Here is a 12419-nt window from a genome sequence, read left to right as displayed (position 1 = left end):
GATTAGTGAGCCTCCCCCGTCCCGCAGAAAGCCGCGACGACCTTGTCCATCGCCGCACTGCGGGAGCCTTTGATCAGAATTGTGGTGTTTTGGTCCTGCTCGTCGGCCAGGGCCTGGATCAGGTTGGCCTGGTCGGCGAAGTGGCGTCCCTGGGCGCCGAAGGCCGCGACCGCGTGTGCCATCAGCGGACCGACGGCATACAAGGCACTGACCTTGCCGCGAGCATATTCGCCTACCTCGCGGTGGCCCTGTTCGGCCCATTCGCCGAGTTCGCCCATATCCCCGAGCACCAGGATGGTGCGACCGGAAAAGCCGGCGAGTATATCAACGGCGGCCAGCATCGACGCGGGGTTGGCGTTGTAGCTGTCGTCGATCACACGCATGCCGCTGGTGGCGAGCTGCGCTACGGCGCGGCCTTTGACGGGCTGCAGGTTCTCCAGGCCAGTCTTGATCCCGACCAGCGGCACACCCAGGGCATGGGCGGCCGCTGCAGCGGCCAGGGCGTTGGCGACGTTGTGCATCCCCAACAGGTTGAGCTGAATGTCCGCATCGCCGGCCGCGCCACGAAGGTGGAAGGCCATGCAACCACGGGCATCGCGGGTCAGGCGCTCGGCGCGCAGGTCCGCGCGGGCATCGTTCAGGGCGAAGCTGAGCACCTTGCGGCCGGCGGCACGGGCGTGCCAGATATCGAAGGCACGATCATCGCGGTTGAGTACCGCCACGCCATCGGCGGACAGGCCCTCGAGTATTTCGCCCTTCGCCTCGATGATCTTCTCCGGACCACCGAACTCGCCGACATGAGCGGTGCCGGCATTGTTCAGGATCGCCACTTGCGGTCGGGTCAGGCCCACGGTGTAGCGGATCTCGCCAACGCGCGAAGCGCCCAGTTCGATCACCGCGCTATCGTGTTCGGCGCCCAGTTCCAGCAGCGTCAGCGGGACACCGAGGTCGTTGTTCAGATTTCCGCGCGTAGCCAGTACGGCACCCTGGGTACGCAAGATGCTGGCGAGCATTTCCTTGACCGTGGTCTTGCCGCTGGAACCAGTGACCGCCGCGACGCGACCGGTAAAGCCGTCACGGTTGTAGGCCCCCAGCCGGCCGAGTCCGTCACGGGTGTCGGCCACCAGCAGTTGCGGAATCGGCGCGTCGGCCACTTTGCGCTGCACCAGCGCTGCTACCGCCCCCTTGGCGGCGACTTCGGCCAGGTAGTCGTGACCATCGAAACGCGGGCCGACCAGGGCGACAAACAATTGCCCCGCCTCTATCTTGCGGCTATCGCTGGACACACCGGTGAAGGCGACATCGGCGCCCACCAACTCAGCCTGCAGCGGCCCAAGGAGTTCAGACAGGCGGAAGGACTTAAGCATGGGGCACCTCCCAGGCTTCCAGAGCCTTGGCGGCTGCCTGCAGGTCGGAGAAGGGATGACGGACGCCGGCAATTTCCTGGTAGTCCTCATGGCCCTTGCCGGCCAGCAGGACCACGTCGTCCACGCCAGCGGAAGCGATCAGTTGGGCAATCGCCAGGCCACGGCCGGCGACGAATTCAGCCTGCTCCACATGGGTGAAGCCCGGCAGGATGTCGGCGAAGATCTGCGCGGGGTCCTCGCTGCGTGGATTGTCATCGGTCACCAGCACGCGGTCAGCCAAGCGCTCGGCGACCGTGGCCATCAGCGGGCGCTTGCCGCGATCACGATCGCCACCGCAGCCGAACAGGCAAAGCAGACGGCCACGAACATGGGGACGCAGGGCTTGCAGGACCTTTTCCAGGGCATCCGGCGTGTGGGCGTAATCCACCACCACCAGAGGCCGCTCACCGCCGCCCAGGCGTTGCATCCGACCAACCGGCCCTTGCAGCGATGGCAACACCGGCAGCACGTCGGCCAGCGGGTAATCCATGGCCAGCAAGGCGCCGACCACGGCCAGCAGGTTGCTCAGGTTGAAGCGTCCCAGCAGAGGGCTGCGTAGCAGGCCTTCGCCCTGGTGGGTCACCAGTTGGGCACGAACACCGTGATCATCGAAATGGGCTTCGCGGCAATAAAGGAAGGCACTGGAGTCTTCCAGGCTGTAGCTGAACAGCCGCGACTCGTGGAATTCGGCCGCCAGACGACGGCCGAACTCGTCATCCAGGTTGATCACCCGCGCACGCAGATTCGGCCAGTTGAACAGTTTGGACTTGGCCGCCGCGTAAGCTTCCATGCTGCCGTGGTAGTCCAGGTGATCGCGGGACAGGTTGGTGAACACCGCGACATCGAAGTCCAGAGCCGCGACACGACCCTGCTCCAAGCCATGGGAGGAAACCTCCATGGCGACAGCTCGCGCGCCGGTCTGCTTGAGATCGGCCAGGGTGGCCTGCACGGCCAGCGGATCGGGCGTGGTATGGCGGCCGCTTTCCAGCTCGCCATAGAAACCGGTCCCCAGCGTACCCACGATGCCGCAGCGTTCGCCCAGTTGGTCAAGCGCCTGTGCCAGCAACTGGCTGACGCTGGTCTTGCCATTGGTACCGGTGACGCCAACCAGGCGCACGGCGCGGCTCGGCTCACCATAGAAGCGGCCGGCAATGGCCGACAGTTGACCGACCAGACCTTTGATCGGGATCAGCTCCGCACCGGTAACCTCGGGAACTTCGGCATCCACGGACTCATAGGCCACGGCGACGGCGCCACGCGCCACGGCGTCGGCAATATGGATACGGCCATCGTGCTGGGCACCGGGCACAGCCAGGAACAGGTCGCCCGGACGCACCTTGCGGCTGTCCAGGGTCAGTTCGCGAATCAGGGTGGCGCTTTGCGCCTGGGGCAATAGCTGGTTCAGTGGCATGGGCATCAGATCCGCCCTCCTTTGCCGTCGGCCGCGTGAGCGGTCTGTTGCTCTTCGGTCGGCAGGTTGTCCGGCGCGACGTTCATCAGACGCAGCGCGCCAGCCATGACCTTGCCGAAAACCGGGGCCGAAACCAGGCCGCCGAAATAACCCGCCTTGCTGGGCTCGTCGATCACCACGACCATGGCGATACGCGGATTGGTGGAGGGACCGAAACCCGCGAATAGCGAGCGATAGGCGTTCTGGGTGTAACCCTTGGTTCCTACGCTGGCTTTACGCGCAGTGCCACTCTTGCCGGACACGTGGTAGCCCGGTACCTGGGCCCGGAACACGCCGCGCGGCGCCTCGACCACTTGCTGCAGCATGACCTGCATGGTTTTGGCCACATCCTCGGGAATGGCCTGGACACCGTCGGGAGCACTGTCCACCCGGGTCATCGACAGCGGCACCGCCTGGCCATTGTTGGCCAGGGTGGCGTAGGCATGAACCAACTGGATCGCGGTGGTCGACAGCCCATAGCCGTAGGACAGGGTCGCGGTTTCCGCCTTGCGCCATTCACGATGGTTGGGCAGGTTGCCCACCCGCTCGCCGGGGAAACCGAGGCCGGTGTCCTGCCCCAGGCCGAGTTTGCGCATGGTGTCGTAGATGGTTTCGCCGCCGATATCGAAGGCGATCTTGCTCATACCGACGTTACTGGAGTTGATCAGGATGCCCGTCAGGTCGAGGACCGGGCCCGCAGTCCTGGAGACATCCTTGATGGTGTACCGGCCAATCTGCAGCGAGCCGGGGTAGACCTCGACCTTGTCCTCGGGCTTCCAGCGGCCGGTCTGCAGCGCTGCGGACATGGAGATCGGTTTCACGGTCGAGCCGGGCTCGAACACGTCGATCATCGCGCGGTTACGCATGGCGGCCGGCTGCAGGTTGCGGCGATTGTTCGGGTTGTAGGTGGGCTGGTTGGCCATGGCTAGCACTTCGCCCGTCTTCACGTCGACGATGACGAGGCTGCCCGCCTTGGCGCCGTTCTCCACCAGGGCATTGCGCAGTTCACGATGGGCCAGGTACTGCAAACGCAGGTCGATGGACAGGGCCAGGGTCTTGCCGGGCTTGGCATTGCGGGCCACCTGGACGTCCTTGATCAGCCGGCCACGGCGATCCTTGAGTACCTGGCGCTTGCCGGGCACGCCGGCCAGCCATTCATCGAAGGACAGCTCGACACCTTCGCGCCCCCGATCATCGACATCGGTGAAGCCCACCACATGGGCAGTCACTTCGCCGGCCGGGTAAAAGCGGCGGAACTCTTCGATGCCATATACGCCAGGCAGCTTCTTGGCGAGGATGGCCTGCCCCTGCTCTGGTGTCAGACCACGAACCAGATACATGAACTCGCGATTGGCGTTCTGTTCGATGCGCTGGGCAAAGGCTTTCGGGTCCTGCCCCACGGCCTGGGCGATCCGCGGCCACTCGTCGCGCAGCGCCATCAGGTCCTTGGGGTTGGTCCAGAGGGTGCTGACCGGAGTGCTGACGGCCAGCGGCTCTCCATTGCGGTCGGTGATCAGACCGCGATGGGCGGGAATCGGGATGTGCCGCACGCTCCGCGCATCGCCATGTGCCTTGAGGAAGTCATGGTCGATCACGTGCAGGTCGACGATACGCCAGGAAATGGCGCCGACCATGATGGCGAGCAGGCCCAGCACCACCCGGAAACGCCAGGGATAGAGTGCGCCCTCGAGCTTCATCATGGCGCAACCATCCGCACTTCGGCCGGATCGGGGATGCGCATCTTCAGCTGCTCGCTGGCCAGGGATTCGATGCGGTTGTGGGCGGTCCAGGTGCTTTGCTCAAGAACCAGGCGCCCCCATTCGGCCTGGGCCTTATCGCGCACGCTGAGTTCCGCATAGAGCTCGTTGAGCAGTTTGCGATTCCAGTGAGCGCTGTAGGACACCGCGATGGCGGACAACAGCACACCGACGAACAGCAGCAACATCAGCAGGCTGCCACCGGGCAGGGGCTTGGCGTAGAGGCGGCTCATCGCAGTTTCTCCGCCACACGCATGACCGCACTGCGCGAGCGCGGGTTGGCCTTGAGTTCTTCGTCGGAAGCGTACTGCGGCTTGCCCAGCAGTTTCAGGCGCGGCTCGAAGGCGGCCTGGCGGACTGGCAGATGGCGGGGCAGCTTGTCGGCTTCACCCTTGGCATGCTTGCGCATGAACTGCTTGACGATGCGGTCTTCCAGGGAGTGGAAGCTGATCACCACCAGGCGGCCGCCGACTGCGAGCGCCTCGAGCGCGGCGTCCAACCCGAGCTCCAGATCGCCCAGTTCGTTGTTGACGTGAATGCGAATGCCTTGGAACGCGCGCGTCGCAGGGTTCTTGCCCTTTTCCCAGGCCGGATTGGCGGCACTCAGCACGGCCGCCAGATCGGCGGTGCGCTCGAAGGGCTTCTCCGCGCGACGCTGCACCACGGCGCGGGCCATGCGCTTGGCGAATCGTTCTTCGCCGTATTCCTTGAAGACGCGGGCGATCTCGTCCTCGTTGGCGCTGGCGATCCACTGCGCAGCGCTCTGGCCACGGTCCGGATTCATGCGCATATCCAGCGGACCGTCATTGAGGAAGCTGAAGCCGCGCTCCGGGTCGTCAAGCTGCGGAGATGACACGCCGAGGTCGAGCAGAACGCCATCCACCTTGCCAACCAGGCCGCTTGTGCGCACCTCGTCACCCAGCTCGGCAAAGCTCCTTTGCACAATGACAAAGCGGCCGTCATCGGCCGCCAGAGCTTGCCCCGTTGCAATCGCTTGCGGGTCTTTGTCGAACCCCAGCAAGCGCCCTCCGGGCCCGAGCCGCTCCAGAATGAGTCGACTGTGCCCTCCCCTCCCGAAGGTGCCATCCAAGTAACAGCCATCCGCACGCAGGGCGAGGCCTTCCACTGCTTCTTCAAGCAGGACGGTGATATGGCGGAAGCTGCTGGTCGCGCTCACAGGATCAGGTCACGTAGTTCATCCGGCAGGCCGCCGGGTTGTTTGATTGCCATGAGATCCGCCTCGGAAATCGCATTCCAAGCGTCCTCATCCCACAGTTGAAATTTGTTCAGTTGGCCGACCAGCATCGCCCGCTTATCCAGCCCGGCATGCTCCCGCAGGCGAGGCGGGACCAGAAAACGCCCGGCGCTATCCAGCTCCAGGTCCACGGCGTTGCCGATCAGCAGGCGTTGCAGGCGGCGAGTTTCCTCGCGCAGTGACGGCAGCTCACGCAACTTCGCTTCGATGAGCTCCCATTCAGGCAACGGGTAAACAGTCAGACAGGGATCGACGGCGTCAATTGTGACGATGAGCTGGCCGCCGCAACGCGAAACGAGCTCGTCACGATACCGGCTAGGCATCGCGAGCCGCCCTTTGGCGTCGAGACTGATGGCGTTGGCTCCGCGAAACAAGGCTGCGCTTCCCCTTTTGATTGGCTTTCCGTGCCAGAAAATCCCACTTCGACCCACTTCGCTCCACTTCCGCACACTATAGAAATGCGCCCACCCCACCGTCAAGGCACGCAAAAGCGGAAAACTCCTTACAGGACGGCAATTTAGCGGAGGTTCAAAAGGGTTTTGGTACGTTTTGGCGAGACAAAGAAGGAGCAAAATCCAGCACTTACAAGGAGCTGAACTTCAAACTTAAAGTGAATTGTTAAGAGTAAGATCTTTTCGGCATTGCGAAGGAGGGGATGAGAACGCCGAAGTGCTAACGCGGGAAGAGAGAAAAAGCAGAGAGTCGATCTGTAAGCCGGGTTCTGTCGAGGACAGTCATTCATCTACGGCAGCCATCACTGACAGCCTTTAGCAACCTACCCGAATCCGACGCGGGCCACGCCATGGATTCCTATTTGGTCTTGCTCCGAGTGGGGTTTACCTAGCCACGAACTGTTACCAGTCGTGCGGTGCGCTCTTACCGCACCTTTTCACCCTTACCGGCGCTTACGCGCTTAGGCGGTTATTTTCTGCGGCACTTTCCGTAGGCTTGCGCCTCCCAGGCGTTACCTGGCACTCCGCCCTATGGAGCCCGGACTTTCCTCCCTCTCAAAATCGTGGAACGAAATGAGACAGCGACTGTCCGATCGACTCTCCGCCGCCAAGGTTAACGGCAGGCGCCCTCGAGGACAAGCTCAAGAGTTACCCTGCCGCTCCAAGGCCGCCTGATAGAGCAGATTCTTGCGAACGCCGGTGATCTCCGCCGCCAACGCGGCAGCCCGCTTGAGTGGAAGCTCGCCCAGCAACAGATCGAGCACCCGCAAAGCCTCCGCACTCAAGGCTCCCTCACCTTCCGGCGCCTGCCAGCCGCCTACCAGCACCACGCACTCGCCGCGCTGCTGATTGGCGTCCGCCGCCACCCAGCCACACAACTCATCCAGCGCAGCGCCCTTGAGGGTCTCGAAGGCCTTGGTCAGCTCTCGCGCCAACACAGCCGGACGATCTCCGCCGAACACAGCACGCATGTCCTCCAGGGATTCCAGCAGACGATGGGGCGCTTCATAGAAGATGAGGGTTCGCGGCTCTTCCCTGACGTCCTCCAGACGGCCACGGCGGGCACCGGCCTTGGCCGGCAGGAACCCCTCGAACATGAAACGATCCGACGGCAGGCCAGCCGCCGACAGTGCCGCGATCAGCGCGCAGGCTCCGGGGACGGGCACCACGCCGATACCGGCGGCACGAGCCTGGCGCACCAAGTGAAAACCTGGATCGGAAATCAACGGCGTACCGGCATCGGAGATCAGCGCCACGTCATCCCCTGCCTGCAGCCGCGCCAGGAAGCGCCCACCCTGGTCGCGTTCGTTGTGCTCGTGACAGGCGGCCAGGGGCGTCTCGATACCGAAGTGTTGCAGCAAACGGGCCGAGTGACGCGTGTCCTCGGCCGCGATCAACTTCACCTCCCGCAGCACCCGCAGGGCCCGCGCCGTGATGTCATCGAGATTACCGATCGGCGTTGCAACCACATAGAGCGTGCCGGACGCATTGCCAGCGGCGGTAGAAAGGGTCACAAGGCACCTCGGGAAAGACGGAAAGCGCGCATTGTATCCCGATTCACCGGACCGACATCGCGCCTCAACCGGGCCTTGGGTACAATCGCGCCTTTCTCCAACGAGTATCGGGACCGATAAATGATCGCTTGCCTGCGTCCGCTCTCCGCCCTTTGCCTCGCCGGCCTGCTGGCTGCCTGCACCAGCTCGCCCACGTCCAGCCTTGGCGAACTGCCCCGCACCCCCCAGGCCAGCATCGAGCAACTGCTGCAGCAGGCTAATGAGGCCAAGCCGGAACAGGCCGCACTGCTGCGCCTCTCCGCCGCCGACCTCGCCTACAAGCAGCAGGATGTCGGCCGTTCGGCACGCATCCTGGAGCAGATTCCGCTGGAGGGCCTGAAGCCCGCCCAGCAGATCTTCGCCAGCACCCTGACCGCCGAGCTGGCCATAGCCCGCAACCAACCCAAGAGCGCCCTGAAAGCACTGAGCCACCCCAGCCTCGAACACTTGGCCGAACTTCCAGTCGACCAGCAGGTGCGCACTCAACTGGTTCGCGCCCGCGCCCTGGAAGCCGATGGACAGACCCTCGCCGCAGCCCGCGAGCGCGTATTCATCGCCCCGCTGCTGAGCGGCGACGCCGCCGGCAGCAACCACGAAGCAATCTGGGCCCTGGTTTCCGGCGTGCCCCTTGATCAGCTTCAAGGCGGCGCCGACAAGGACCTGGCCGGCTGGCTGGAGCTGGCACGCCTGACCAAAACGGCCCCCACCCTGGAACAGCAACAGGCCGCCATCGACAACTGGCGCGCGCAGAATCCGGAGCATCCGGCTGCCAGACAGCTTCCGCAGCCCCTGATCAAGCTGAAGGAAATCGCCGGCCAACCGCTGACCAAGATCGCCCTGCTGCTGCCCCAGGAAGGCCAACTGGCCTCGGTGTCCCGCGCCCTGCGCGACGGCTTCCTGGCCGCCCACTACCAGGCCAAGCAATCCGGCCAGGCCCAACCGGCCATCGAACTCTACGACAGCGCCAAGCTGACCTCCCTCGACGACTTTTACCGCCAGGCCCAGGCCGATGGCGTGCAACTGGTGGTCGGACCGCTGGAGAAGCCGCTGGTCAAGCAACTGAGCGCCCGCGAGCAGCTTCCCATCACCACCCTGGCCCTGAACTACAGCGACTCCGGCCAGGAGGCCCCGGCCCAGCTCTTCCAGTTCGGCCTCGCCGCCGAAGACGAGGCCCGCGAAGCCGCCCGCCGCGCCTGGCTCGACGGGATGCGCAGCGCCGTAGCCCTGGTCCCCCGCGGCGAGTGGGGTGACCGCGTACTGCGCGCATTCCAGCAGGCCTGGCAAGCCGAAGGTGGTCGATTGATCGCCGCCGAACACGTCGACCAGCCAGTCGCCCTGGCCCAACAGATCGCCGACCTGTTCCAACTCCGCCAGAGCGAAGCCCGCGCCAAACGCCTGCAGGGCACACTCGGCGTTCCGGTCGCCGCGCAACCCGCGCGCCGCCAGGACGTGGACTTCATCTTCCTCGCCGCAACGCCTCAACAGGCCCAGCAGATCAAACCGACCCTGGCCTTCCAATACGCCGGCGACGTGCCCGTATACGCCACGTCCCACCTGTATTCGGCCAGCAATGACCCTGCCCAGTACCAGGACCTGAACGGCATTCGTTTCTGCGAAACCCCCTGGCTGCTGAACAGCGATGACCCGCTGCGCCAACAGGTGGGTAGCCAATGGCCGCAGGCCGGAGGCAGCCTGGGCCGCCTCTACGCCATGGGCGCCGACGCCTATCGTCTGGCGCCGCGCCTGGCACAGCTGAAAGCCCTGCCGGAAACCCGGATGGATGGCCTGTCCGGTCGTCTCAGCCTGAATCCGGCGCAACGCATCGAACGCCAACTCCCCTGGGCCGAGTTCCGCGACGGCCAGGTCCAGCGCCTGAAAGACAGCGACTCTTGAGTGACAGACGCACCCGCGGGCAGGCGGCGGAAGCCGCCGCTCGCACCCACCTCGAAGCAAACGGACTGCGACTGCTGTTCCAGAACTGGCTGTGCCGCCGCGGCGAGCTCGATCTGGTCATGCTCGACGGCGATACAGTAGTATTCGTCGAGGTCCGCTACCGGCGTCACGCCGGTTGGGGCGGCGCCCTCGAGAGCGTCGACGCCCGCAAGCGCGAAAAACTGGCATACGCCGCCCAGCAGTTCCTCCAGCAGGAATCCCGCTGGGCCAAATACCCTTGTCGATTTGATGTGATTGCCGTCAATGCAATGGACGGTGATTCGCCCCCGCGACTGACCTGGCTGAAGAACGCCTTCGACACCTGATCGGTCGCCCCACTGAAGGTCTTACCCGATGGACATGCAACCCCGTATCCGCCAACTGTTCCAGGCCAGCATCGACACCAAGCTGCAAGCCATGGAACTGCTGGCCCCGCACATCGAGCACGGCAGCATGGTGATGGTCCACGCGCTGCTCAATGAGGGCAAGATCCTGTCCTGCGGCAACGGCGGCTCGGCCGGCGACGCCCAGCACTTCTCCTCGGAACTGCTCAACCGCTTCGAGCGCGAGCGCCCCAGCCTGCCGGCTATCGCACTGACCACCGACAGCTCGACCATCACCTCCATCGCCAACGACTACAGCTACAACGAGGTCTTTTCCAAGCAGATCCGCGCCCTCGGTCAACCTGGCGACGTTCTACTGGCCATTTCCACCAGCGGCAACTCGGCCAACGTAATCCAGGCCATCCAGGCCGCCCACGATCGGGAAATGGTGGTGGTTGCCCTGACCGGCCGTGACGGCGGCGGCATGGCCTCCCTGCTACTGCCCGAGGACGTGGAGATTCGCGTACCGTCGAAGATCACGGCGCGCATCCAGGAAGTCCATCTGCTGACCATCCATTGCCTCTGCGACCTGATCGACCGTCAACTGTTTGGGAGTGAAGAATGACCCGTTCCCCCCTGATACTCGCCGGCCTCGCCCTTTGCCTCGCGCTTTCCGGCTGCGGCGGCCGCACCATCGGCAAGGCCATCGATGACCAGTCCACGCCATCCAAGGTGCGCGCCAAGGTGGAAGCCGCCAGTCCCGACCTGAAGACCAACTCGCACGTTGTCGTCGCCAGTTACAACGGCGTGGTGCTGCTCGCCGGCCAGACGCCGCGTGCCGACCTCAAGGACTTGGCCGGCCGCGCCGCGCAAACCGCACAAGGCGTACGACGCGTACACAACGAACTGCAGGTGTTGCCCCCCTCCTCCACCCTGGCACGCATGAACGACAGCACCATCACCACCAAGATCACCACCCAGCTACTGGCAGACAGCAAAGTCCCCAGTTCGCAGATCAAGGTGGTCACGGAAAATGGCATCGTCTACCTGCTGGGCCTGGTGACCCGCCAGGAAGCGCAGTTGGCCACCAGCATCGTCCAAGGCGTTTCCGGGGTCCAGAAGATCGTCCGACTCTTCGAGTACACCAACTGACCCTTGCAGCAGGCATGAAAAAGGCGATCCTCGGATCGCCTTTTTCATTACTTGACCACTTTCAGGCTGGGCCGGCCGCTGGGGCGTGAAGGCTCGCCTCCAGAGCCTGGCGGCTCCCCACCGGACGGACCATCATCATCCGGCCCCGGATCGTCGCCCGGAATCGGTGGATCGAGATCGAAGACCATGCCCTGGCCGTTCTCCCGGGCATAGATGGCCATGACCGCGGCCGAAGGGATGTAAAGGGTGTGGGCGACGCCGCCAAAACGCCCCTCGAAGCTCACCGCATCATTGTCCATGTGCAAGTGGCGGACTGCGCTCGGCGAAACGTTGAGCACGATCTGGCCGTCGTTGGCGTAACCCGGAGGTACCCGCACGCCGGCATGCTCGGCATTCACCAGCAGGTGCGGCGTGCAATTGTTGTCAACGATCCACTCATAGAGAGCACGGACCAGATAAGGACGACTGGAGTTCATCTTGGTCTCCTCAGCGCATATCGCGCTCGGCGGCGGACAGGCTGGCCTGGAACGCATCGCGCGCGAATGCGCGCTCCATGTAATCCAGCAGCGGCTTGGCCGGCCTCGGCAACTCGATGCCCAGCACCGGAAGGCGCCAGAGAATCGGCAGCAGGCAGCAATCCACCAGACTGAAATCTTCGCTCAGAAAATAGGGCTTGTCCGCAAAGAGCGGCGATACGCCGGTCAGGCTCTCACGCAATTCCTTGCGCGCCAGTGCCTTGTCGGCGTCCTTGCCGCGCGGGTCGAGAACGCGGTCCACCAGCGAACACCAGTCACGCTGAACCCGATGAATGAGCAGACGGCTATTGGCACGCGCCACCGGATAAACCGGCAGCAGCGGCGGATGGGGATAGCGCTCCTCGAGGTATTCCATCACCACCGTGGATTCGTAGAGCGCCAGATCGCGATCCACCAGCGTCGGCACACTGCCGTAGGGATTCACCTCAGCCAGCTTGGGCGGGCAACGGCCCGGCTCGACGTTGATGATTTCGGCAGCGACTCCCTTCTCGGCGAGCACGATACGCACACGATGGGAGTAGTGATCGGCAGGGTCGGAAAAACAGGCCAGCCTGTTGGTGACGGCCATTGCGCCCTCCTCGCTTGGGATTATTCAGGGGCAGA

Annotated in this window: 13 protein-coding genes and 1 other RNA gene; 4 read left to right on the top strand and 10 right to left on the bottom strand. The window is 64.2% G+C overall.

Annotation, left to right across the window (positions count from 1 at the left end):
• Window positions 1–2: 2 nt before the first annotated feature.
• The 8 genes from PJW05_RS06290 to rsmI form a co-directional block, all read right to left on the bottom strand.
• Entirely contained in the window at window positions 3–1367 is a 1365-nt protein-coding gene (locus PJW05_RS06290) for a UDP-N-acetylmuramoyl-tripeptide--D-alanyl-D-alanine ligase (RefSeq protein ID WP_271410862.1), read from the bottom strand.
• Window positions 1360–2823, bottom strand: a complete 1464-nt coding sequence (gene murE / locus PJW05_RS06285) for a UDP-N-acetylmuramoyl-L-alanyl-D-glutamate--2,6-diaminopimelate ligase (RefSeq protein WP_271410861.1) — start codon at window positions 2821–2823, stop codon at window positions 1360–1362. Before murE ends, PJW05_RS06290 begins: the two co-directional genes overlap by 8 nt.
• Window positions 2823–4556 (bottom strand): peptidoglycan D,D-transpeptidase FtsI family protein, encoded by a 1734-nt coding sequence (locus PJW05_RS06280; RefSeq protein ID WP_442969212.1) that lies wholly within the window; start codon window positions 4554–4556, stop codon window positions 2823–2825. The genes murE and PJW05_RS06280 overlap by 1 nt, the downstream gene beginning before the upstream one ends.
• Window positions 4553–4846: a cell division protein FtsL gene (gene ftsL, locus PJW05_RS06275; RefSeq protein WP_271410860.1), complete on the bottom strand. Its 294-nt coding sequence runs from the start codon at window positions 4844–4846 to the stop codon at window positions 4553–4555. The genes PJW05_RS06280 and ftsL overlap by 4 nt, the downstream gene beginning before the upstream one ends.
• Window positions 4843–5790: a 16S rRNA (cytosine(1402)-N(4))-methyltransferase RsmH gene (gene rsmH / locus PJW05_RS06270; RefSeq protein WP_271410859.1), complete on the bottom strand. Its 948-nt coding sequence runs from the start codon at window positions 5788–5790 to the stop codon at window positions 4843–4845. Before rsmH ends, ftsL begins: the two co-directional genes overlap by 4 nt.
• Window positions 5787–6242, bottom strand: coding sequence for a division/cell wall cluster transcriptional repressor MraZ (gene mraZ, locus PJW05_RS06265; RefSeq protein WP_151131983.1), 456 nt, complete (start codon window positions 6240–6242; stop codon window positions 5787–5789). The genes rsmH and mraZ overlap by 4 nt, the downstream gene beginning before the upstream one ends.
• Window positions 6243–6562: 320 nt before the next feature.
• Window positions 6563–6921, bottom strand: an RNA gene (gene rnpB / locus PJW05_RS06260) — RNase P RNA component class A.
• A gap of 40 nt (window positions 6922–6961) precedes the next feature.
• Window positions 6962–7834, bottom strand: a complete 873-nt coding sequence (rsmI, locus tag PJW05_RS06255; RefSeq protein ID WP_271410858.1) for a 16S rRNA (cytidine(1402)-2'-O)-methyltransferase — start codon at window positions 7832–7834, stop codon at window positions 6962–6964.
• Window positions 7835–7954: 120 nt separating this feature from the next.
• On the opposite strand from rsmI, the gene PJW05_RS06250 reads away from it, so the two are divergent.
• The 4 genes from PJW05_RS06250 to PJW05_RS06235 are packed head-to-tail and all read left to right on the top strand — an operon-like array spanning window position 7955 to window position 11280.
• A complete protein-coding gene (locus tag PJW05_RS06250) occupies window positions 7955–9766 on the top strand; it encodes a penicillin-binding protein activator (protein WP_271410857.1) in 1812 nt (603 codons plus the stop codon).
• Complete coding sequence (locus PJW05_RS06245; RefSeq protein WP_271410856.1) at window positions 9763–10131, top strand: YraN family protein; 369 nt, start codon at window positions 9763–9765, stop codon at window positions 10129–10131. Before PJW05_RS06250 ends, PJW05_RS06245 begins: the two co-directional genes overlap by 4 nt.
• A 28-nt stretch (window positions 10132–10159) precedes the next feature.
• Window positions 10160–10753 (top strand): phosphoheptose isomerase, encoded by a 594-nt coding sequence (locus tag PJW05_RS06240; protein ID WP_044872060.1) that lies wholly within the window; start codon window positions 10160–10162, stop codon window positions 10751–10753.
• On the top strand, window positions 10750–11280 hold the full coding sequence (locus PJW05_RS06235) for a BON domain-containing protein (RefSeq protein WP_271410855.1): 531 nt from the start codon (window positions 10750–10752) through the stop codon (window positions 11278–11280). The genes PJW05_RS06240 and PJW05_RS06235 overlap by 4 nt, the downstream gene beginning before the upstream one ends.
• 47 nt (window positions 11281–11327) lie before the next feature.
• Here PJW05_RS06235 and PJW05_RS06230 read toward each other — a convergent pair whose 3' ends face one another.
• Together PJW05_RS06230 and PJW05_RS06225 are read right to left on the bottom strand one after the other, a co-directional pair.
• Window positions 11328–11756 (bottom strand): ClpXP protease specificity-enhancing factor, encoded by a 429-nt coding sequence (locus PJW05_RS06230; RefSeq protein WP_271410854.1) that lies wholly within the window; start codon window positions 11754–11756, stop codon window positions 11328–11330.
• Between the two features lie 10 nt (window positions 11757–11766).
• Entirely contained in the window at window positions 11767–12384 is a 618-nt protein-coding gene (locus PJW05_RS06225; protein WP_271410853.1) for a glutathione S-transferase N-terminal domain-containing protein, read from the bottom strand.
• Window positions 12385–12419 lie beyond the last annotated feature (35 nt).

Origin of the sequence: Pseudomonas sp. Q1-7 (assembly GCF_028010285.1) — a bacterium.
GTDB lineage: Bacteria > Pseudomonadota > Gammaproteobacteria > Pseudomonadales > Pseudomonadaceae > Metapseudomonas.
This window is presented reverse-complemented; position numbering and strand designations above follow the sequence as displayed.

Excerpts from the sequence above, each read along its gene's own strand:
- PJW05_RS06290 (WP_271410862.1), bottom strand. The coding sequence starts at position 1,367 with ATGCTTAAGTCCTTCCGCCTGTCTGAACTCCTTGGGCCGCTGCAGGCT.
- murE (WP_271410861.1), bottom strand. The coding sequence starts at position 2,823 with ATGCCCATGCCACTGAACCAGCTATTGCCCCAGGCGCAAAGCGCCACC.
- PJW05_RS06280 (WP_442969212.1), bottom strand. The coding sequence starts at position 4,556 with ATGATGAAGCTCGAGGGCGCACTCTATCCCTGGCGTTTCCGGGTGGTG.
- ftsL (WP_271410860.1), bottom strand. The coding sequence starts at position 4,846 with ATGAGCCGCCTCTACGCCAAGCCCCTGCCCGGTGGCAGCCTGCTGATG.
- PJW05_RS06250 (WP_271410857.1), top strand. The coding sequence starts at position 7,955 with ATGATCGCTTGCCTGCGTCCGCTCTCCGCCCTTTGCCTCGCCGGCCTG.
- PJW05_RS06240 (WP_044872060.1), top strand. The coding sequence starts at position 10,160 with ATGGACATGCAACCCCGTATCCGCCAACTGTTCCAGGCCAGCATCGAC.
- PJW05_RS06235 (WP_271410855.1), top strand. The coding sequence starts at position 10,750 with ATGACCCGTTCCCCCCTGATACTCGCCGGCCTCGCCCTTTGCCTCGCG.
- PJW05_RS06230 (WP_271410854.1), bottom strand. The coding sequence starts at position 11,756 with ATGAACTCCAGTCGTCCTTATCTGGTCCGTGCTCTCTATGAGTGGATC.
- PJW05_RS06225 (WP_271410853.1), bottom strand. The coding sequence starts at position 12,384 with ATGGCCGTCACCAACAGGCTGGCCTGTTTTTCCGACCCTGCCGATCAC.